A 20,900-nucleotide genomic window follows, 5' to 3' on the forward strand; every position below is an offset into this window, starting at 1 on the left:
CCTCACAGGGCCAGTTTATTCTGGGGTTTTGCCGCGCCGTCATCGCTACAGCCGACGACGTTTTGATCGAAGTCGACGATCGCTCCGGTCATCATTCCCGACTCTTCGGACAGCAGGAATGCCACGCTGCGCGCCACCTCCTGCGGTTTGAGAAGGCGACCAAACGGCTGCTCACGCTCGGCTTTCTCCAGCCAGTCCTCGCTGGCGTTGTGATACTGCTTCTGGATCTGATCTTCGTGCGGCGTATCCATCCAGCCGATGTTCAGGCCGTTGACGCGAATGCGGTTGCGCATCGCGCTGAAGGCGACGTTTTTCGTCAGGGTAACCAGCGCACCTTTGGAGGCCGCATAAGGCGTGAGGAAGCTCTGCCCACCGTGGGAGCTCATAGTGATGATATTGACGATGCTGCCTGCAACGTGGTTGGCAATCATCAACCTGATGGCCGCCTGCATCAGAAAGAACGGCGCGCGTACGTTAACGGCGAAGATGGCGTCAAAAAGCTGCGGCGTGGTGTCGAGTATGGTGCCGCGGTCGGACATCCCCGCGCAGTTAACCAGCCCGTGCAGCGTGCCAAAACGGCTCTCCGCTTCGGCGATCACCCGTTCACAGGAGGCCGGGTCGCTAAAATCGGCGGCGACAAACCAGGCTTCACAGCCCGCAGCGCGCAGCTTATCGACCTGCGCGGCACCGGCCTGCTGGTTGCGCCCGCAGATCACCAGACCGCGTGCGCCGCGCTCGGCCAGTAATAAAGAGACGGCTGCGCCCAGCCCCTGATTACCGCCGGTGACCACGAAAACCTTGTCACGAAACTGCTCGTTGAATTTTATGCTCATGATGATGCCTTGCTGGTCTGTTTAAGGGTGTAGGGTAAGTGTGAATTGCCTTGACTCACCCCCACCTTAGCACCAACATTTTGTTAACAATACGCGCAGGTGACCTCAAAAAGACCTCAAAAAAGGGCCGTTCAGATGTTTGGCCAACCGCCTGTGCCCCTTTGCGATTTTCCCGACATATCACCGCCATTAGCACGATTGAATTTCGTAACTTCCCGTTTTTCACGTAAATTACAGCATTCAGAAACCCTTCTGATCCTGCACGATGGATGTGCAGAGAGACTTATCGCGACAAGGATCGTAATGAAATATCTCTCACACTTCTGGGGCATTGCAGCCGCGCTGCTGTTGCAGGCTTCATCCGTATCGGCTGACAGCATTTATGCACCGTCGCCCGTTCCTCTGCTGACGGTGAGCGTTCGATCTGATGCGCTGATCGTGCCCGTGACTATTGCTGGCAAGCAGTACTCTTTTTTACTGGATACCGGCGCCGCGATGATGGTGATTGATAACCGTCTTGCCAGCGATATCACCAGCAAAACGCCGGACGACCTCCTGCCGGCGCTGGCTAAAAAAATCCTGAGCACCGGCATCAATACTTCAGGCGGCATGCTGAAAGGCGAGTTAATACGTTTCTGGCAGCCGCTGGCGCTGGCGATTGGCAATGAGGTGGTGCCCGCCAGCGATCCTTGGGTGGGTGCCGATCTCAGCGCGTTCACCCAGAACAGCGGGATGCAGATTGATGGCATCATTGGGCAGGACCTCTACCGCCAGTTCAACTGGGCAGTGGATAACCGAAATCATCAGCTGACGGTCTGGAAGCACCCGCTCACTATCCGCAATTACCAGGCCTGCGTACCCTATCGCGATGCCTGGGATTTTGGCCCCGAACTGATGCTGGACTATCACGATCGCCCACTGTATATGGCGTTGAACACGGGGGCGGCCTGGAGCACGATTGGTGAGGAGATCGTCCACGCCAGCCGCGGCCATTTCGGCAGCGCGATCCTGACCGGCATTACCCAGCCGGTTATCACGCTGAACGGAATAGAACGCAGCGATGCTTATCTGCTGGGCGGGATTCAGTTTGATCGGCTGCCGCTGGGGAAGCTGCTGGCGATTGAAGATAAACGGGGCAACTACGGGCTGGGCATGAACTTTCTGCAGCGCTTTGATGACTATCTGTTGGCCCCGGAAAAAATGCTGTTGTGCTATAACCAGCAGCACTTTACCCGTGATGAGGCGGCCCCGCTGCGCACCCTGGCCGTTCGGTACTTTGCCAGGCGAGTGGAAATTTATGCCAACTCCCCCGGGGCACTCTCCTCGTCCGTGCTGCACAACGGCGACGTCCTGCTGCAGATTAACGGCAGCAAAGTGTTGCCTGAAAAGATGGAGTGGATCCGTGGCACGCTGGCTGATACGCCGCTCGGGGAACTAAATCTGCGCATTGAGCGGCGGGGAAAGGTCAGGAACGTCACGCTGTGAGTAAGGGGAGGGCGGCTGCGCTCCCCTTTCAATGGCCCGAATACCGTTACGAAAACGGGTTACGCGCGAAAGCGCGCCATGTAGAGCGCATCTACCAGCTGACCGTTGCGCAGCGCAAAGCGGCGGGCGCGTCCCTCGGTTTCAAAACCAAACTGTTCATACAGTGCGATGGCATGCTGATTATCGGCAAACACCGTCAGCTCAATACGTTCGACGCTGAGCCAGTTGTCACACAGGTCGATCAGCGTGCGCATCATCGCTTTGCCCACGCCTTTTCCGCGCTGGTGAGCATCCACCGCGATGCCAAAGGTTGCCGTATGACGGCGGCGGGCACGCCCGTTGACCTCCAGCGTCAGCTGGCCTGCAATCTCATTATCGATAGAGGCCACCAGCATCTGCACGCCGTCAGGCACCGACGCAATCCGCTCCTGCCACTTTTTGAGAGAGGGATGGGGGAGCTGTAGCGTATCGGCATAGGTTTCAGGCTGGCTGTACAGCTGATGGATGGCAACAGCATCTTCGGCAACCACATGACGGACGACAATCTCACTCATCTTACCTCTCCTTGTTTGCGGGAATCCCCTTTAAATTCAGGGTTTTTACCAGCAAGATCAAGTGAAAAATAATCGGCAAAGCACTTTACAAGTGCGAATGATAATGATTATTATTGTCATGCGTTTTCAGGAGAGCCTACGGTGCTCGCTGGGAAGGCACGACATTGCTCACATTGCTTCCAAGTATTATTTAGCCAGCTCGGGTGCTGGCTTTTTTTTGCCTGCGATTTGCCATCTGCTCCGGCAGTTTCTTTGAAGTTCTCCCTCCTACCCCATCGAATATTTTGAACAGAGAAGACAATTTTCTCCGCTATCATCCCCCTCCTTTCAGGTTCAGACTGTGTCAAAACGTTGAGGAGAATTGAATATGATTTACTTACGCAAAGCACAAGATCGCGGTCATGCTAACCATGGCTGGCTGGACAGCTACCACACCTTCTCTTTCGCTGATTACTACGATGCCAACTTTATGGGCTTCTCCGCGCTGCGGGTGATTAATGAAGATGTGATCGACGGCGGCCAGGGTTTCGGTACCCATCCGCATAAAGATATGGAGATCCTCACCTATGTCCTGTCCGGGACCGTTGAGCACCAGGACAGCATGGGCAACAAGGAGCAGATCCCGGCGGGTGAGTTCCAGATTATGAGCGCCGGAACCGGCGTGCGTCACTCTGAGTACAACGCCAGCAAAGAGGTGCCGCTGCACCTGTACCAGATCTGGATTATCCCGGAAAGCACCGGTATTGAACCGCGCTATGCACAGCGCCGTTTTGACGATGTGCAGGGCCGCCAGCTGGTGCTGTCGCCGGATGCGCGTGACGGTTCACTCAAGGTGTTCCAGGATATGACCCTGTCGCGCTGGGCGCTGAAAGCGGCGGAAGAGGGCGTGGTTGAGGTCGAAGAGGGCCGCCGCATCTGGATCCAGGTGGTGAAAGGCGATGTGACCGTCAACGGCGAAGCGGCAACCACCTCTGACGCCTTCGCTATCTGGGATGAAAAATCCCTGGCGATTAACGCCAGCAGCGATGCAGAGATCCTGCTGTTCGACCTGCCGCCGGTTTAACTACAACCTGTGTCACACTTTAAGGGGCGAGACCCTCGCCCCTTTGTCGTTTTTGCCCACGCTTTTGTTACACTCAGCATAATTCTGTCCGCATAGCTGAAGCCCAATGAAGAAAAAAAGACCGGTACTACAGGACGTTGCCGATCGCGTAGGCATCACCAAAATGACCGTTAGCCGCTATCTGCGTAACCCCGATCAGGTTTCTGCCGCGCTGCAGGGCAAGATCGCCGCCGCGCTGGATGAGCTGGGTTATATCCCCAATCGCGCCCCCGATATGCTTTCCAACGCCACCAGCCGCGCCATTGGCGTACTGCTGCCCTCACTGACCAACCAGGTGTTTGCCGACGTGCTGCGCGGCATTGAAGCGGTGACCGACGCCGCAGGCTACCAGACGCTGCTCGGGCACTTTGGCTACAGCGCCGAAAAGGAAGAGTTGCAGCTGCGCTCCCTGCTTGGCTGGAATATCGACGGCCTGATCCTCACCGAGCGCACCCACACCGCCGCCAGCTTGCGCATGATCGAAACCGCAGGCATTCCGGTGATTGAGATGATGGACAGCGTATCGCCATGCCTGGATATGGCGGTCGGTTTTGACAACGTTGAGGCGGCGCGCCAGATGACCCACGCCATTCTGCAAAAAGGCCATCGTCACCCGGTTTACCTCGGGGCGCGGCTGGATGAGCGTACCTTGCAGAAAGAGCAGGGCTATGCGCTGGCGATGCGTGAAGCAGGGCTGGAGCCGCAAACGGTGATGATGGAGGCGGCCTCGTCGTTCTCCGCCGGGGCGATGCTGATGCGCGAGGCGCAACAGCGCTATCCGCTGACCGACAGCCTGTTCTGTACCAATGATGACCTGGCGGTCGGGGCGATGTTTGAGTGCCAGCGCCAGGGGCTGCAGATCCCGCAGCAGATGGCGATTGCCGGTTTCCACGGCCACGATATTGCTGATGTGGTCAACCCGACGCTGGCGACGGTGCAGACCCCGCGTGAACGCATGGGGCACGAGTCCGCGGCGCTGCTGCTGGCGCGCATTCGTGGCGAGAATGTTGATATGCGCCCGGTGGATGTCGGCTTTACCATCTCAGCCGGGGGCAGCATTTAATAACTTGTTTAGCTATTCGGGGCGGATATGTCCGACCCCGACTCTGATTCTTCCGTTTTTATGACCCCCCTCACATTTACCAGCTTTTTCCTGGCCAGCTGTTGCCATAATCAATGCACATCCAGACAATGTTACCGATAACAACTGGACGAACACACCTGCACCTTCTCTGCCGGAGCGATAAAAATGAACACAACTTCAACGCCAAATCACGTATTTGTCCTGATGGGCGTATCCGGCAGCGGCAAGTCCGCCGTTGCCAATGCGGTCGCGTACCAGCTGCAAGCGGCATTCCTCGATGGCGATTTCCTGCATCCGCGCGCCAATATCGAAAAAATGTCCGAAGGCCATCCGCTGAATGATGATGACCGCCGCCCGTGGCTGCAGTCGATTAACGATGCGGCCTTTGCCATGCAGCGCACCAACAGCGTGTCGCTGATTGTCTGCTCGGCGTTGAAAAAAAGTTATCGCGACATCCTGCGCAAAGGGAATCAGAACCTCTCCTTCGTCTATCTGCAGGGCGATTTCGATACCATTGAATCCCGCCTGCGCGCGCGCAAAGGCCACTTCTTCAAGCCACAGATGCTGGTGACGCAGTTCGCCACCCTGGAAGAGCCGGGCAGTGATGAGCATGACGTGCTGGTCGTCGATATTAATCAGACGCTGGATGAGGTTGTTGCGGCAACGCTCAAAACCATTGATGGTGCGATCGCCAAAACTAAGTAGGGTGTCATGAGTACTGCAACGCTGGTGTTAACCGCAGCCGGATCGGTCCTGCTGCTGCTGTTTTTAGTGATGAAGGCGCGAATGCACGCCTTTGTGGCGCTGATGCTGGTCTCGATCGGCGCCGGGCTGTTCTCCGGGATGCCGCTGGATAAAATCGCCGATACCATGCAGAAAGGCATGGGCGGCACGCTCGGATTCCTCGCTATTGTCGTCGCGCTGGGCGCGATGTTCGGTAAAATCCTGCACGAAACCGGCGCGGTCGATCAGATCGCCATCCGCATGCTGAAAACCTTTGGCGAAAGCCGGGCGCACTACGCCATGGGCATTGCCGGTCTGATCTGCGCACTGCCGCTGTTCTTCGAAGTGGCGGTGGTGCTGCTGATCAGCATCGCGTTTGCCGTGGCGCGCCGCACCGGGGATAACCTGGTGAAGCTGGTGATTCCGCTGTTCGCCGGGGTGGCTGCCGCCGCGGCATTTCTGCTGCCGGGGCCTGCGCCGATGCTGCTGGCTTCCCAGATGCACGCGGACTTTGGCTGGATGATCCTGCTGGGGCTGTGCGCCGCTATTCCGGGGATGCTGATTGCCGGGCCGCTGTTTGGTCGCTTTATCAGCCAGCACGTTGAGTTCGGCGTGCCCGAAGAGGGCGAGCACCCTGAGTTTGACGAGAGCAAGCTGCCCTCATTTGGCTTCAGCCTGTCGCTGATCCTGTTCCCGCTGATCCTGGTCGGGCTGAAAACCATCGGTGCGCGCTTTACCGCGCCGGGCACCAGCCTGTACGAGTGGCTGGAGTTTATCGGCCACCCGTTTACGGCGATCCTGCTGGCCTGCCTGGTGGCGATTTATGGCCTGGCTTATCGTCAGGGTATGGATAAAGAGCGCGTGATGCAGATTTGCGGCGCGGCGCTGCAGCCGGCGGGCATTATCCTGCTGGTGATCGGTGCGGGTGGCGTGTTCAAGCAGGTGCTGGTGGATTCCGGCGTGGGTCCGGCGCTGGGGAATGCGCTGACCGGAGCCGGTTTGCCGGTAGCGCTGGCGTGCTTTGTGCTGTCCGGTGCGGTGCGCATTATTCAGGGCTCGGCGACCGTAGCCTGCCTGACCGCCGTGGGCCTGATTATGCCGGTGATCGAACCGCTGCACTACTCGGGCGCGCAGCTTGCCGCGCTGTCGATCTGTATTGCCGGGGGCTCGATTATCTGTAGCCACGTCAACGATGCCGGTTTCTGGCTGTTTGGCCGCTTTACCGGCGCCACCGAAGCACAGACGCTGAAAACCTGGACGCTGATGGAAACTATCCTCGGTACCGTCGGCGCGATTATCGGCATGATTGCCTTTGAACTGTTGTCGTAATTGATGTTGCGGGTCGGGCATGCCCGACCCCTACGAAACCGCAGGGGCGAGGCATGCCTCGCCCGCGATCGTCACAGTTTCAGGTACGCGCGTATCCCATCCAGAAACATCTGCGTCGCCAGCATAATCAAAATCAACCCCATCAGCCTCTCCAGCGCATTCACGCCTTTATCCCCCAGCAGGCGCAGGAACAGCCCCGACAGCAGCAGGATCGCCACCGTAGCGCCCCAGGCGATCAGCAGCGCGCCCACCAGATGACCCATCTGATGCGGATACTGGTGCGACAGCAGCATCAGCGTCGCCAGCAGCGACGGCCCGGCCACCAGCGGGATCGCCAGCGGTACCAGGAACGGCTCTTCACCTGCGGATAATCCGCTGCTGCTGCTCTCCTGACCGGGGAAGATCATCTTAATCGCAATCAGAAACAGAATTATCCCCCCGGAGATCGACACCGTTTCCGTACGCAGGTTGAGGAAGCTAAGTATTTTTTCCCCGGCGAACAGGAACAGCAGCATAATCAGCAGCGCAATCAGCATTTCGCGCATCAGCACCATGCGTCGACGTTTCGGCTCCAGATGCTTCAATACCGACATAAAAATCGGCAAATTGCCCAGCGGGTCCATAATCAGCAACAATAATATCGTCGCCGAGATCATTTCGGTCATCGTCGTTGTTCTCTTTAATTATCAATGTCCACGCGTTATAAGCGTAGCTGCTAAAAAAACCGCGCTAATCGATTTAATTCACTTGCCACTTTTGCTGCACCTTGTAAGGTTTAACCCTATTTCTTTTATTAACTCTAACAGGTCAGGCGTTACTGGCGCAGCCAGTTTGCTTACCGCCAGCGCACAGCAACCGCAGCGTACTGTAGTACGTGAGGATTGCGCGCACTGCCGGGAGGCAAAATGGCAAGTAAAGTAGCCTGAAGCAGGTGCATGATGAAGACAGTTGGACTGGTAGGTTGGCGCGGCATGGTTGGCTCGGTGCTGATGCAGCGCATGAGTGAAGAGCGCGATTTTGATGTGATCCGCCCGGTATTCTTTTCTACTTCTCAGCACGGCCAGGCCGCGCCGGAGTTTGGCGGCCGCTCGGCAGGCACGCTGCAGGATGCGTTTGATATTGAAGCGCTGAAGGCGCTGGATATCATCATCACCTGTCAGGGTGGCGATTACACCAGTGACATCTATCCTAAGCTGCGCGCGGCGGGCTGGAATGGCTACTGGATTGATGCGGCTTCCACTCTGCGCATGAAAGATGATGCCATTATCATTCTCGATCCGGTCAACCATAAGGTGATCCACGACGGCCTCGATAAAGGGATTAAAACCTTCGTCGGCGGCAACTGCACCGTCAGCCTGATGCTGATGTCGCTGGGCGGCCTGTTTGAAAACAATCTGATTGAGTGGGCGTCAGTGGCGACCTACCAGGCGGCTTCCGGCGGCGGCGCGCGCCATATGCGCGAGCTGTTGACCCAGATGGGCATGCTGCACAATCACGTGGCGAAAGAGCTGCAGGACCCGGCTTCTGCCATCCTCGATATTGAACGCAAAGTCACCGAGCTGAGCCGCACCGGCGTGCTGCCAACCGATAACTTCGGCGTGCCGCTGGCGGGCAGCCTGATCCCATGGATCGACAAGCAGCTGGATAACGGCCAGACGCGTGAAGAGTGGAAAGGGCAGGCGGAAACCAACAAAATTCTGCGTACCAGCAGCGTGATCCCAGTGGATGGCCTGTGCGTCCGCGTCGGTGCGCTGCGCTGCCACAGCCAGGCCTTTACGCTGAAGCTGAAAAAAGATGTGCCGCTGGGCGAAATTGAGCAGATGCTGGCTTCGCACAACGAATGGGTGAAAGTGGTGCCGAACGACCGTGAGATCTCCATGCGTGAACTGACCCCAGCCGCCGTGACCGGCACGCTGAACACCCCGGTTGGCCGCTTGCGTAAGCTGAACATGGGGCCGGAGTATCTCTCTGCCTTCACCGTGGGCGATCAGCTGCTGTGGGGCGCGGCCGAGCCGCTGCGCCGCATGTTACGCCTGTTGGTCGGTTAAAAGTTGTGACGCTTCCCCCGTTTTGACGCGGGGGAAGATGTCACCCTGTATCTTAGTGCTCCAGCGTTTTCATTAAAACCAGATCCACCCGTAATCTCTTTTCTGACGATCCTCTGCGTCAGATTTCAGCATCTTAACCGTGCCACGGGCGCTGCCCTCCGGCCTTTTTAAGAATGCACTTAGCTTCCTGCTTCTCGCCTCTACAACAACAAACGTGGATCTGAAAGAAATATATTTACGCTTTCAGGCAGGGTTATTGTTGTGCCCTGGCTATGCTTAAAACGTCACTCTCCCAGAATAATTTTGCTTTATGAACGGTTAGTTTGTTGCGCGCGGCGGCGGTTTTTTCCAAGGGAAGGTCCGGTCCTGCCAGCGTGATTTAGGCTCAATGAAGAGCAGTGCATGGGTTATGCCTTCCCTGGCTTAATTTTCGCCTGCCGACCATCACGGGAAGAAAGTCATGTCAGAGCTTGTAGATCGCAATGTTATCAATGCATTAGTTTCTGGTCATTTTGCTGACCCCTTTTCCCTGCTGGGTATGCACCAGACCGCAAGCGGTCTTGAAGTGCGCGCCCTGTTGCCGGATGCCACTGAAGTTTGGGTGATCGATACCCGTACCGGGCAAAAGTGCGTGCAGCTGGAGTGCCAGGACTCACGCGGTTTCTTTCATGGCGTGGTACCGCGCCGGAAAAATCCCTTTCGCTATCAGCTGGCCGTCACCTGGCACGGCGAGCAAAACCTGATTGATGATGCCTACCGCTTTGGCCCACTGCTGCCGGAAATGGACAGCTGGCTGCTGGCGGAAGGCACGCACCTGCGTCCCTACGAAACCATGGGGGCGCATGCCGACGTCATTGATGGGGTGATCGGCACGCGCTTTGCGGTGTGGGCGCCGAACGCGCAGCGCGTCTCGGTGGTCGGCGAGTTTAACTTTTGGGACGGCCGCCGCCATCCGATGCGCCTGCGGCGGGAAATTGGCGTCTGGGAACTGTTTGTCCCCGCCGCCCGCACCGGGCAGCTGTATAAATTTGAGATCATCGATAAAGACGGCCAGCTGCGGCTGAAGGCTGACCCGTATGCCTTTGAAGCGCAGATGCGCCCGCAAACGGCCTCAATGATCTGCGGTATCCCGGAAAAAACCACGCTCTCGCCGGAGCGCCAGCGCGCCAACGGCTTTGATGCCCCGATCTCGATTTACGAGGTTCACCTCGGCTCCTGGCGCCGCCACACCGATAACCACTTCTGGCTCAGCTACAAAGAGCTGGCGGAGCAGCTGGTGCCCTATGTTAAAGAGATGGGCTTCACCCACCTTGAACTGCTGCCGATTAATGAGCATCCGTTCGACGGCAGCTGGGGCTACCAGCCGCTGGGAATGTATGCGCCGACGCGCCGCTTTGGCACCCGCGACGAGTTCCGGGAATTTATCACCGCCGCGCACCAGGCCGGGCTGAACGTGCTGCTCGACTGGGTGCCGGGCCACTTTCCATCCGATGATTTTGGCCTGGCGAAGTTTGACGGCACCGAGCTGTACGAGCACGGCGACCCGCGTGAAGGCTTTCACCAGGACTGGAACACGCTGATCTATAACTTTGGGCGCCGCGAGGTCAGCAACTATCTGGCGGGCAATGCGCTCTACTGGGTGGAGCGCTTTGGCATCGACGGGCTGCGCGTGGATGCCGTGGCATCGATGATCTATCGCGACTACAGCCGCGCCGAAGGTGAGTGGGTGCCAAACCACCTTGGCGGGCGCGAGAATCTTGAAGCAATCTCTTTCCTGCGCTACACCAACCGCACGCTGGGCCACGCCGCGCCCGGCTCAATTACCGTGGCGGAGGAGTCGACCGATTTTGGCGGCGTGTCGCGTCCGCAGGAGATGGGTGGGCTGGGCTTCTGGTTTAAGTGGAACCTCGGCTGGATGCACGACACTCTCGACTATATGTCGCTCGACCCGATTTATCGCCGCCATCATCACGACCTGATGACCTTCGGCATGCTCTACAACTACACCGAAAACTTTGTGCTGCCGCTGTCGCACGATGAAGTGGTCCACGGCAAGCGCTCGATCCTCGACCGCATGCCGGGCGATGCCTGGCAGAAGTTCGCTAACCTGCGCGCCTATTACGGCTGGATGTTCGGCTTCCCCGGCAAAAAGCTGCTGTTTATGGGCAACGAGTTTGCCCAGGGGAAAGAGTGGAACCACGATACCAGCCTGGACTGGCATCTGCTGGAGGGCGAAGACGGCTGGCACAACGGCGTGCAGCGGCTGGTGCGCGATCTTAACCACACTTATCAGGCCAACCCGCCGCTCTATCAGCAGGATTTTGATCCGGCCGGTTTTGAGTGGCTGGTGGTGGATGATTTCGATAACTCGGTATTTATTTTTGTGCGCCGCGACCGCGACGGCAATGAGCTGATCGTCGCCAGCAACTTTACTCCCGTACCGCGCTACAACTACCGCTTTGGGGTGTCTGGTGCCGGGCGCTGGCGTGAAGTGCTGAATACCGATTCTGGCCACTATCACGGCAGTAACAATGGCAATCTTGGCACCCTCAGCACCGACGACTGGGGCAGCCATAACCGCAGCCACTCGCTGAGCATAACGCTGCCGCCGCTCGCTACGCTGTGGCTGGTGCGGGAGGCTGAATGACGCCCATCCGCAGCGGTGAACCCTTTCCGCAGGGGGCCAGCTATGATGGCAGAGGGGTGAACTTTACCCTGTTTTCGCAGCACGCCGAGCGCGTGGAGCTGTGCCTGTTTGATGCTGCCGGTAGCGAAACCCGCGTTGATCTGCCGGCGCGCAGCGGGGATATCTGGCACGGCTATCTGCCCGCCGTGCGCCCCGGTCAGCGCTACGGCTACCGGGTACACGGCCCCTGGCAGCCGCAGATCGGCCAGCGCTTTAACCCGGCTAAGCTGCTGCTCGATCCACGAGCGTGCGAAGTGGTGGGCGAGGTGACTGACCACCCGTGTTTCCAGTGTGGCGTGCAGCAGCCAGACCCGACTGACAGCGGGCCGCTGGCACCGAAAAGCGTGGTGCTGGCGAATGATTTCGACTGGGAAGATGATGTCGCGCCACGCATACCCTGGGGCAGCACGGTGATTTATGAGGCGCACGTGCGTGGGCTGACTAAACTCCATCCTGAGCTGCCGGAAGCGATCCGCGGCACCTACGCTGCGCTGGGTCATCCGGTGATGATTGACTATTTCAAGCGCCTCGGCATTACCACCCTCGAACTGCTGCCCGTCGCCAGCTTCGCCAGCGAGCCGCGCCTGCTGCGCCAGGGCTTAAGCAACTACTGGGGCTACAACCCGCTGGCCTGCTATGCGCTGGAGGCGCGCTACGCTTCCGGGCGTAATGAGCTGCACCCCAGGCGTGAATTTCAGCAGGCGGTAAAGGCGCTGCACAAAGCGGGGATTGAAGTGATCCTCGACGTGGTGTTCAACCATACCGCCGAGCTGGAAGAGACCGGCCCGACCCTGTCGATGCGCGGCATCGATAACCAGAGCTATTACTGGCTGGACGAGCAGGGCGCGTACCGCAACTGGACCGGCTGCGGCAACACGCAGAACCTCAGCCACCCTGCGGTGATGGCGTGGGCGCTCGACTGCCTGCGCTATTGGGTGGAGGAGTGCCATATCGACGGTTTTCGGTTCGACCTCGCCACCGTGCTGGGGCGCACGCCGGACTACCGGGCGGAGGCGCCGCTGTTCCAGGCGATCGTCGCCGATCCGCTGCTCTCGGCCTGCAAGCTGATTGCCGAACCGTGGGACATCGGCCCCGGCGGCTACCAGGTGGGTAATTTCCCGCCACCGTTTGCCGAGTGGAACGACCATTTTCGCGATGCGGCGCGGCGCTACTGGCTGCACGGCGAGCTCAGCAACGGCGATTTCGCCCGCCGTTTTGCCGGATCCAGCGATGTGTTCCAGCGCGCCCAGCGCCAGCCCTCCAGCAGCATCAATCTGATCACCGCGCACGACGGCTTTACGCTGCGTGATGTGGTCAGCTACGGGCAAAAGCATAACGAGGCCAACGGCGAGGATAACCGCGACGGCAGTAACAGCAATTTCAGCCACAACCACGGCGTGGAAGGCTTGCAGGCACCGTTGCTGGTTACCGAGCATCGGCGGCGCAGCGTGCATGCGCTGCTGACCACGCTGCTGCTGGCGCAGGGAACGCCGATGCTGCTGGCCGGGGATGAACACGGCCACAGCCAGCACGGAAATAATAATGCCTATTGCCAGGACAACCCACTGACGTGGCTGGACTGGCAGCGGCAAGACCGCGGTTTATTTGCCTTCACTGCCGCTTTGATCCATCTGCGTCGCCGCATCCCGGCGCTGCAGCAGGATAGCTGGTGGCAGGAGGGAGATGGCAACGTTGAGTGGCTGAACAGCCAGGGGCTGCCGCTCAGCGCTGCGGAGTGGGAGCAGGGTGTGCATCGTTTGCAGATCCAGCTTTCACAGCATTGGTTGATAACCTGCAACGCCACCGAAGAAGTGTGCGACCTGGTGTTACCTCAGGGGCAATGGCATGCCATTCCTCCCTTCGCCGGGGATGATAACCCGATTCTGTTAACTGTCTGGCATGGAGCCGCGCACGGTGTGTGCGTGTTCCAGAAACAATCATAAATAGGAGTCAGACATGAGCAAATTAGATAAGAACGACCCTGTCATGCTGGCAAGACAATTGCCAACCCAAACTGTCGCCCTGATCCTCGCTGGCGGTCGCGGAACGCGCTTAAGAGACCTGACTGCCAAACGCGCTAAGCCCGCCGTTCACTTCGGCGGTAAATTCCGCATCATCGACTTTGCGCTCTCCAACTGCCTGAACTCCGGCATCCGGCGCATCGCGGTGATCACCCAATATCAGTCGCATACGCTGGTGCAGCATATCCAGCGCGGCTGGTCTTTCCTCAATGAAGAGATGAATGAGTTTGTCGACCTGCTGCCCGCCCAGCAGCGCCTGTCGACGGAACACTGGTATCGCGGCACGGCGGATGCGGTGACGCAGAACCTCGATATTATCCGCCGCTATCGCGCCAAGTACATCGTGATCCTCGCCGGGGACCACATCTACAAGATGGACTACTCGCGCATGCTGATCGACCACGTCGATAGCGGCGCGCGCTGCACCATCGCCTGCCTGCCGGTGCCGCTGCATGAGGCCAGCGCCTTTGGCGTGATGAAGGTGGATGACGACAACAAAGTGGTCGAATTCCTTGAGAAACCGGACAGCCCGCCGTCGATGCCCGGCGATGACAGCAAAGCCTTAGCCAGCATGGGCATCTACGTCTTTGATGCCGACTACCTGTACGGGCTGCTGGAAGATGACATGGAGCTGCCGGAGTCGAATCACGATTTTGGCAAAGATCTGCTGCCGAAAATCGTTGCCAGCGGTGAGGCGTTCGCACACTCCTTCAGCATCTCCTGCGTGCAGCAGGATGAGACGGCAGAACCTTACTGGCGCGACGTCGGCACGCTGGAGGCCTACTGGAAAGCTAACCTCGATCTTGCCTCGGTAATGCCTGAGCTGGACATGTACGACAGCAGCTGGCCTATCCGTACCCATATGGAGCCGCTGCCGCCGGCCAAGTTTGTGCAGGACCGCTCGGGCAGTCACGGTATGACGATGAATTCACTGGTATCGGGGGGCTGCATTATCTCCGGTTCGGTGGTAGTGAACTCGGTGCTGTTCTCACGGGTTCGGATTAACTCCTTCTGCAATATTGAGTCGTCGGTATTACTGCCGGACGTGGTGGTAGGTCGCTCCTGCCGCCTGCGCCGCTGCGTGATTGACCGCGCCTGCGAGCTGCCAGAAGGGACGGTGATTGGCGAAAACCCGGACGATGATGCCCGACGTTTCCACCGGTCTGAAGAAGGAATAGTGCTGGTCACCCGGACGATGCTGGCGAAGCTCGGATGGCGTTAGTCAGGTATGTGCTTGAATAAAGGAGCCGATAATGCAGGTGTTACATGTCTGTTCAGAAATTTTCCCGCTGCTGAAAACCGGCGGGCTTGCTGATGTTGTTGGGGCATTACCGGCGGCGCAAATTGCGGAAGGCACCGATACCCGGGTATTAATTCCAGCGTTTCCGGCGCTGAAAAAAGGCATCCCCAACACCGAGGTGGTGGCGAAGATGCAAACTTTTGCGGGCGAAGTTGAGCTGCTGTTTGGGCACTTCAATGGGGTGGGGATCTACCTGATCGATGCGCCGGGCCTGTACGAGCGGCCCGGCAGCCCGTATCACGATGAGTCGCAGTTTGCCTATACCGATAACTACCTGCGCTTTGCGCTGTTAGGGTGGGTGGGGTGTGAACTGGGCTGCGGGCTGGATAGCCACTGGCGGCCCGATGTGGTGCATGCGCATGACTGGCATGCCGGCCTGACCTGTGCCTATCTGGCCGCTCGCGGGCGCCCGGCGAAGTCGGTGTTTACCGTGCACAACCTCGCCTATCAGGGGCTGTTTAAAGCGCACCACCTGGAAGAAATTCAGCTGCCGCAGTCGTTCTTCAATATGCACGGGCTGGAGTTCTTTGGTCAGATCTCCTACCTGAAAGCCGGGCTGTTTTACGCCGATCACATTACCGCCGTCAGCCCGACCTACGCGCGCGAGATAACCCTGCCGGAGTTCGGTTACGGCATGGAAGATCTGCTCAAACAGCGTCAGCTGGAGGGCAGGCTGACGGGGATCCTGAACGGTGTCGACCCGGCAATCTGGGACCCGCAGCAGGATTTACTGTTAAGCGCACGTTATAACCGTGACGTACTGGAAGCGAAGCAGGAGAATAAGCGCCAGCTGCAGGTGACGATGGGGTTGAAGACCGACGATAAAGTGCCGGTCTTCGCCGTGGTCAGCCGCCTGACCAAGCAGAAAGGTCTCGACCTGGTGCTGGAAGCGCTGCCCGGACTGCTGGAGCAGGGTGGACAACTGGTGCTGCTGGGGGCGGGGGATGCGGATATCCAGCAGGGATTCCTCGCCGCTGCCGCCGAGTATCCCGGCCAGGTGGGGGTGCAGATTGGCTATCACGAAGCGTTCTCGCACCGCATCATGGGCGGTGCCGATGTGATAATGGTGCCGAGCCGTTTTGAGCCGTGCGGGCTAACGCAGCTCTATGGCCTGAAATACGGCACGCTTCCGCTGGTGCGGCGCACCGGGGGGCTGGCCGATACGGTCAATGACAGTTCGCTGGAAAATTTAGCCGATGGCATCGCCAGCGGCTTTGTATTTGAAGACAGTAACGCCTGGTCATTACTGCGTGCTATCCGACGTGCTTTTGTACTCTGGTCCCGTCCTTCATTGTGGCGCTACGTTCAGCGTCAGGCGATGGGGATGGATTTTAGCTGGCAGGTGGCTGCGGTGGCCTACCGCGATCTCTATCAACGTTTGTTGTAACCAGTAAATGGGAAAATTGATATGAACGCACCTTTCTCCTACGCCTCCCCGACGCTCAGCGTAGATGCACTTAAGCATTCGATTGCCTATAAACTGATGTTCACCATCGGTAAAGATCCCTCAATCGCCAACAAGCATGAGTGGCTTAACGCCACGCTGCTGGCGGTGCGTGACCGCATGGTGGAGCGCTGGCTGCGATCAAACCGTGCGCAGCTGTCGCAGGACGTGCGCCAGGTATACTACCTGTCGATGGAGTTTCTGGTCGGGCGCACGCTGTCGAATGCGCTGCTGGCGATGGGTATCTATGACGATGCCAAAGCGGCGCTTGATGAGATGGGCTTTGACCTCGAAGAGCTGATTGAAGAAGAGAGCGACCCCGGCCTGGGCAACGGCGGTTTGGGCCGTCTGGCGGCCTGCTTCCTCGACTCGCTGGCAACCCTCGGCCTGCCGGGGCGCGGCTACGGCATCCGCTACGAATACGGCATGTTTAAGCAGAATATCGTCGACGGCCGCCAGGCCGAGTCGCCGGACTACTGGCTGGAGTACGGTAATCCGTGGGAGTTCGAGCGCTTTAACACCCGCTACAAAGTGCGCTTCGGCGGGCGTATCCAGCAGGAGGGCAGCCGCGCCCGCTGGGTGGAAACCGAAGAGGTGCTGGCGACCGCGTATGACCAGATTATCCCCGGATACGACACCGATGCTACCAACACGCTGCGGCTGTGGGGCGCGCAGGCGAGTAATGAAATTAACCTCGGTAAGTTTAACCAGGGGGATTACTTCGCGGCGGTGGAAGATAAAAACCACTCGGAGAACGTGTCGCGCGTGCTCTACCCGGATGACTCCACCTACTCAGGCCGCGAGCTGCGCCTGCGCCAGGAGTATTTCCTGGTGTCTGCCACGGTGCAGGATATCCTCCACCGCCACTGGGCGATGCACCAGACCTTTGACAACCTCGCGGACAAAATCGCGCTGCACCTCAACGATACTCACCCGGTGCTGGCGATCCCCGAGCTGATGCGCTTACTGATCGACGAGAACAAATTTACCTGGGATGACGCGTTCGAAGTCACCTGCCAGGTGTTCTCTTACACCAACCACACGCTGATGCAGGAAGCGCTGGAAACCTGGCCGGTAGATATGATCGGCAAGATCCTGCCCCGCCATCTGCAAATCATCTTTGATATTAACGACTACTTCCTGAAGACCATTCAGGAGTATTACCCGGATGACTGGGCGCTGCTGTCGCGGATCTCGATCATCGACGAGAACAACGGCCGGCGCATTCGCATGGCGTGGCTGGCGGTGGTGGTCAGCCACAAGGTCAACGGCGTCTCCGAGCTGCACTCCAACCTGATGGTGCAGTCACTGTTTGCCGACTTCGCCACCCTGTTCCCCGGCCGCTTCTGCAACAAAACCAACGGCGTGACGCCGCGCCGCTGGCTGGCGCTGGCCAACCCGGCGCTCTCCGACGTGCTGGATGACACCATTGGCCGCAACTGGCGTACCGAGCTGAGCCAGCTCGCCGAGCTGGAGCAGCACATCGACTACCCGGAATTTATTCAGCAGGTCAGCGCCGCCAAGCTGGCGAATAAAAAGCGCCTTGCCGCCTGGGTGAGCCAGAAGATGGATATCGTTATCGATCCGCGCGCGATGTTCGATGTGCAGATCAAGCGTATCCACGAGTACAAGCGCCAGTTGCTCAACGTGCTGCATGTCATCACCCGCTATAACCGCATCAAAGCGGACCCGACCGCCGACTGGGTGCCGCGCGTGAACATCTTCGCCGGGAAAGCCGCCTCGGCTTATTTTATGGCGAAGCATATTATTCATCTGATCAACGATGTGGCGCAGGTGATCAACAACGATCCGCAGGTGAAGAACAAGCTGAAGGTGGTGTTTATTCCCAACTATGGCGTCAGTATCGCGCAGATCATTATTCCGGCGGCCGATCTCTCTGAGCAGATTTCGCTGGCGGGCACCGAGGCTTCCGGCACCAGTAACATGAAGTTTGCGCTTAACGGCGCGCTCACTATCGGTACGCTGGACGGGGCTAATGTCGAAATGCAGGAGCACGTCGGTGAGGAGAATATCTTTATCTTTGGTAACACCACGCCGCAGGTGGAGGCGCTGCGCGCCAGCGGCTACAACGGGCGTGATTTTTATGAGAAAGATGCCGAGCTGCATCAGGCGCTGACGCAGATCGCTACCGGGCTATTCAGCCCGCAGGAGCCGGGGCGCTATCACAATATCTTTGATTCGCTGGTCAGTCTTGGCGACCACTATCAGCTGCTGGCCGACTACCGTAGCTATGTAGATATGCAGGATGAGGTGGATAAGCTGTATCGTAATCAGGAGGAGTGGACGCGTCGTGCGGTGCACAACATCGCCAATATGGGCTACTTCTCGTCGGATCGTACCATCCAGGAGTATGCGGATGAGATCTGGGCGATTAAGCCGGTGCGGCTGTAGCTGAACGGGTAAGGGCGAGGCATGCCTCGCCCCTACGTAATGTCACCGCTGTAATGACGCAGGGCTCGGGCTTGCCTCGCCCCTACGTAATGTCACCGCTGCAATGACGCAGGGGTCGGGCATGCCCGACCCAATTTTCTATTACGACGCTAACGACAGTACAGTGGGTTTTTTACCGTGCTGCGCCAGCCATTCGGTGACGCGCGCCTGCTGTTCATCGGTCAGCCACATCCCCTCTTTGGTACGGCGCCAGATGGCATCATCGGTGGCACGCACCCACTCATGATCCACCAGGTAACGCAGCTCCGCCTCGTAAAAGTGGTGACCAAACAGCTCGCCGAGATCTTCCAGGCTGGTGGCATCCTTCAGCAACACTTCGCTATTGCTGCCGTAGGTGCGCGCATAGTGACGTGCCATCGCTTCCGTAATGAACGGGAAGCGGCGACGCAGGCTGGCGGCGTAATCTTCACGCGTACCGGCAAAGTTTCCGCCCGGCAGCACGCAGCTTTTGGTCCAGGCTGCTCCGATATTCGGATAATACTTGCTGAGTTTTTCCATCGCATGCTCGGCCAGCTTACGATAGGTGGTCAGCTTGCCGCCAAATACCGAGAGCAGCGGCGCCTGACCGGCATCGTCGTGCACGTCGAGCGTGTAGTCACGGGTAATGGCCTGCGGAGAATCGGATTCATCATCACACAGCGGACGCACGCCGGAGTAAGTCCAGACGATATCGTCTTTCACCAGGTCCTGTTTGAAGTGCGCGTTAAACACCTTGAGCAGATAGTCGATCTCGTTATCGTCAATCTTCACGCTCTGCGGGTCGCCCTGGTATTCAACGTCGGTGGTGCCGATAATCGAGAACTCGTCCATCCACGGGATAACAAACACAATACGGTTATCTTCATTTTGCAGAATGTACGCCTGCTTCTGGGTATGCACGCGCGGCACCACAATGTGGCTGCCTTTGATCAGGCGGATACCGTAAGGGGATTTCAGCTTCAGGCTGTCATCAAACAGCTGCTTCACCCACGGGCCGGCGGCATTCACCAGGCCTTTTGCCTGCCAGGTGAAGGTTTTGCCGCTGTCGACGTCTTCAGCTTCCACCTTCCACAGGCCGTTTTCACGCCATGCGCGCGTCACGCGGGTGCGGGTACGTACTTCGCCGCCGCGCTTTTCAATTTCCTGCGCGTTGAGCACCACCAGGCGCGCATCATCCACCCAGCAGTCGGAATATTCGAAACCGCGCACAATTTCCGGTTTTAATACCGAATCTGAGCCAAAGCGCAAACTTTTACTGCCCGGCAGGCTGGTGCGTTTGCCCAGATGATCGTACATAAACAGACCCACGCGGATCATCCACGCCGGGCGCAGGTGCGGGCGGTGCGGCAGGCGGAATCGCATCGGGAAGGCAATATGCGGCGCCATTTTCAGCAGTACTTCACGTTCGGCCAGCGCTTCGCTCACCAGACGGAATTCGTAATGTTCCAGATAGCGCAGGCCACCGTGGATCAGTTTAGAACTGGCAGAAGAGGTGGCGCAGGCGAGGTCTTGCGCCTCCAGCATCAGCACCGACAGTCCGCGCCCGGCAGCATCAGCCGCAATACCGGCACCGTTAATACCGCCGCCGATTACGATCAGATCTTTGGTTTCCACGTCATCTCCTCCGATGTTCGGAATCTTTCAATAATGTTCGTTTTCGAGCATTATATTAGTCGGAAACCAACATTGATGCCAGCGTTAACCTAATAAAAACATTTATGCGTGATGCAGGTAACATTATTAACCCAAGAAAAAGGCTTTCTCCCCGATCACTGCCGGGTTATTGTGCGCCGCCTTCGGGCTACAATGGGAACTTATTCGCTCCCTTTTTTAGCTTGTG

At 58.3% G+C, this 20,900-nt stretch carries 15 protein-coding genes; 11 read left to right on the forward strand and 4 right to left on the reverse strand.

What is annotated here, in order from left to right:
• Positions 1 to 2: 2 nt before the first annotated feature.
• Entirely contained in the window at positions 3 to 833 is an 831-nt protein-coding gene (locus tag ID864_RS19555) for an SDR family oxidoreductase (RefSeq protein ID WP_099754385.1), read from the reverse strand.
• Positions 834 to 1,136: 303 nt separating this feature from the next.
• On the opposite strand from ID864_RS19555, the gene ID864_RS19560 reads away from it, so the two are divergent.
• Positions 1,137 to 2,318: an aspartyl protease family protein gene (locus ID864_RS19560; RefSeq protein ID WP_191150247.1), complete on the forward strand. Its 1,182-nt coding sequence runs from the start codon at positions 1,137 to 1,139 to the stop codon at positions 2,316 to 2,318.
• 59 nt (positions 2,319 to 2,377) lie between these two features.
• On the opposite strand, the gene ID864_RS19565 is transcribed toward ID864_RS19560, so the two are convergent.
• A complete protein-coding gene (locus ID864_RS19565) occupies positions 2,378 to 2,872 on the reverse strand; it encodes a GNAT family N-acetyltransferase (RefSeq protein WP_191150248.1) in 495 nt (164 codons plus the stop codon).
• 367 nt (positions 2,873 to 3,239) lie between these two features.
• Between ID864_RS19565 and ID864_RS19570 the strand changes: the two genes are divergently transcribed.
• The 4 genes from ID864_RS19570 (at position 3,240) to gntU (ending at position 7,110) form a co-directional block, all read left to right on the forward strand.
• Positions 3,240 to 3,935, forward strand: a complete 696-nt coding sequence (locus ID864_RS19570) for a pirin family protein (RefSeq protein WP_048917722.1) — start codon at positions 3,240 to 3,242, stop codon at positions 3,933 to 3,935.
• Between the two features lie 106 nt (positions 3,936 to 4,041).
• On the forward strand, positions 4,042 to 5,037 hold the full coding sequence (gene gntR, locus ID864_RS19575; RefSeq protein ID WP_048917721.1) for a gluconate operon transcriptional repressor GntR: 996 nt from the start codon (positions 4,042 to 4,044) through the stop codon (positions 5,035 to 5,037).
• A gap of 186 nt (positions 5,038 to 5,223) precedes the next feature.
• Positions 5,224 to 5,763, forward strand: a complete 540-nt coding sequence (gntK, locus tag ID864_RS19580) for a gluconokinase (RefSeq protein ID WP_099753513.1) — start codon at positions 5,224 to 5,226, stop codon at positions 5,761 to 5,763.
• A gap of 6 nt (positions 5,764 to 5,769) precedes the next feature.
• Entirely contained in the window at positions 5,770 to 7,110 is a 1,341-nt protein-coding gene (gntU, locus tag ID864_RS19585) for a gluconate transporter (RefSeq protein WP_062818500.1), read from the forward strand.
• Positions 7,111 to 7,181: 71 nt separating this feature from the next.
• Here gntU and ID864_RS19590 read toward each other — a convergent pair whose 3' ends face one another.
• Positions 7,182 to 7,775 (reverse strand): YhgN family NAAT transporter, encoded by a 594-nt coding sequence (locus tag ID864_RS19590; protein WP_048917715.1) that lies wholly within the window; start codon positions 7,773 to 7,775, stop codon positions 7,182 to 7,184.
• Between the two features lie 273 nt (positions 7,776 to 8,048).
• Here ID864_RS19590 and asd point away from each other — a divergent pair, with 273 nt between their 5' ends.
• From asd to glgP, 6 genes are all read left to right on the forward strand, one after another.
• Positions 8,049 to 9,158, forward strand: a complete 1,110-nt coding sequence (gene asd / locus ID864_RS19595) for an aspartate-semialdehyde dehydrogenase (RefSeq protein WP_048917717.1) — start codon at positions 8,049 to 8,051, stop codon at positions 9,156 to 9,158.
• A 460-nt stretch (positions 9,159 to 9,618) separates the two neighbouring features.
• Complete coding sequence (glgB, locus tag ID864_RS19600; RefSeq protein ID WP_099753512.1) at positions 9,619 to 11,805, forward strand: 1,4-alpha-glucan branching enzyme; 2,187 nt, start codon at positions 9,619 to 9,621, stop codon at positions 11,803 to 11,805.
• Entirely contained in the window at positions 11,802 to 13,787 is a 1,986-nt protein-coding gene (gene glgX / locus ID864_RS19605; RefSeq protein ID WP_191150249.1) for a glycogen debranching protein GlgX, read from the forward strand. The genes glgB and glgX overlap by 4 nt, the downstream gene beginning before the upstream one ends.
• Positions 13,788 to 13,800: 13 nt before the next feature.
• Complete coding sequence (glgC, locus tag ID864_RS19610; protein ID WP_048917712.1) at positions 13,801 to 15,087, forward strand: glucose-1-phosphate adenylyltransferase; 1,287 nt, start codon at positions 13,801 to 13,803, stop codon at positions 15,085 to 15,087.
• A 31-nt stretch (positions 15,088 to 15,118) separates the two neighbouring features.
• Entirely contained in the window at positions 15,119 to 16,552 is a 1,434-nt protein-coding gene (glgA, locus tag ID864_RS19615) for a glycogen synthase GlgA (RefSeq protein WP_048917711.1), read from the forward strand.
• Between the two features lie 21 nt (positions 16,553 to 16,573).
• Positions 16,574 to 19,021, forward strand: a complete 2,448-nt coding sequence (glgP, locus tag ID864_RS19620) for a glycogen phosphorylase (RefSeq protein ID WP_048917710.1) — start codon at positions 16,574 to 16,576, stop codon at positions 19,019 to 19,021.
• A 141-nt stretch (positions 19,022 to 19,162) separates the two neighbouring features.
• Here the strand turns inward: glgP and glpD are convergent, their stop codons facing one another.
• On the reverse strand, positions 19,163 to 20,674 hold the full coding sequence (gene glpD / locus ID864_RS19625; RefSeq protein ID WP_048917709.1) for a glycerol-3-phosphate dehydrogenase: 1,512 nt from the start codon (positions 20,672 to 20,674) through the stop codon (positions 19,163 to 19,165).
• Positions 20,675 to 20,900: the final 226 nt, after the last annotated feature.

The organism is Erwinia aphidicola (assembly GCF_014773485.1).
Lineage (GTDB): Bacteria > Pseudomonadota > Gammaproteobacteria > Enterobacterales > Enterobacteriaceae > Erwinia > Erwinia aphidicola.

Coding starts and splice junctions, on each gene's coding strand:
- ID864_RS19555 (WP_099754385.1), bottom strand. CDS start 833: ATGAGCATAAAATTCAACGAGCAGTTTCGTGACAAGGTTTTCGTGGTC.
- ID864_RS19560 (WP_191150247.1), top strand. CDS start 1,137: ATGAAATATCTCTCACACTTCTGGGGCATTGCAGCCGCGCTGCTGTTG.
- ID864_RS19565 (WP_191150248.1), bottom strand. CDS start 2,872: ATGAGTGAGATTGTCGTCCGTCATGTGGTTGCCGAAGATGCTGTTGCC.
- ID864_RS19570 (WP_048917722.1), top strand. CDS start 3,240: ATGATTTACTTACGCAAAGCACAAGATCGCGGTCATGCTAACCATGGC.
- gntR (WP_048917721.1), top strand. CDS start 4,042: ATGAAGAAAAAAAGACCGGTACTACAGGACGTTGCCGATCGCGTAGGC.
- gntK (WP_099753513.1), top strand. CDS start 5,224: ATGAACACAACTTCAACGCCAAATCACGTATTTGTCCTGATGGGCGTA.
- gntU (WP_062818500.1), top strand. CDS start 5,770: ATGAGTACTGCAACGCTGGTGTTAACCGCAGCCGGATCGGTCCTGCTG.
- ID864_RS19590 (WP_048917715.1), bottom strand. CDS start 7,775: ATGACCGAAATGATCTCGGCGACGATATTATTGTTGCTGATTATGGAC.
- asd (WP_048917717.1), top strand. CDS start 8,049: ATGAAGACAGTTGGACTGGTAGGTTGGCGCGGCATGGTTGGCTCGGTG.
- glgB (WP_099753512.1), top strand. CDS start 9,619: ATGTCAGAGCTTGTAGATCGCAATGTTATCAATGCATTAGTTTCTGGT.
- glgX (WP_191150249.1), top strand. CDS start 11,802: ATGACGCCCATCCGCAGCGGTGAACCCTTTCCGCAGGGGGCCAGCTAT.
- glgC (WP_048917712.1), top strand. CDS start 13,801: ATGAGCAAATTAGATAAGAACGACCCTGTCATGCTGGCAAGACAATTG.
- glgA (WP_048917711.1), top strand. CDS start 15,119: ATGCAGGTGTTACATGTCTGTTCAGAAATTTTCCCGCTGCTGAAAACC.
- glgP (WP_048917710.1), top strand. CDS start 16,574: ATGAACGCACCTTTCTCCTACGCCTCCCCGACGCTCAGCGTAGATGCA.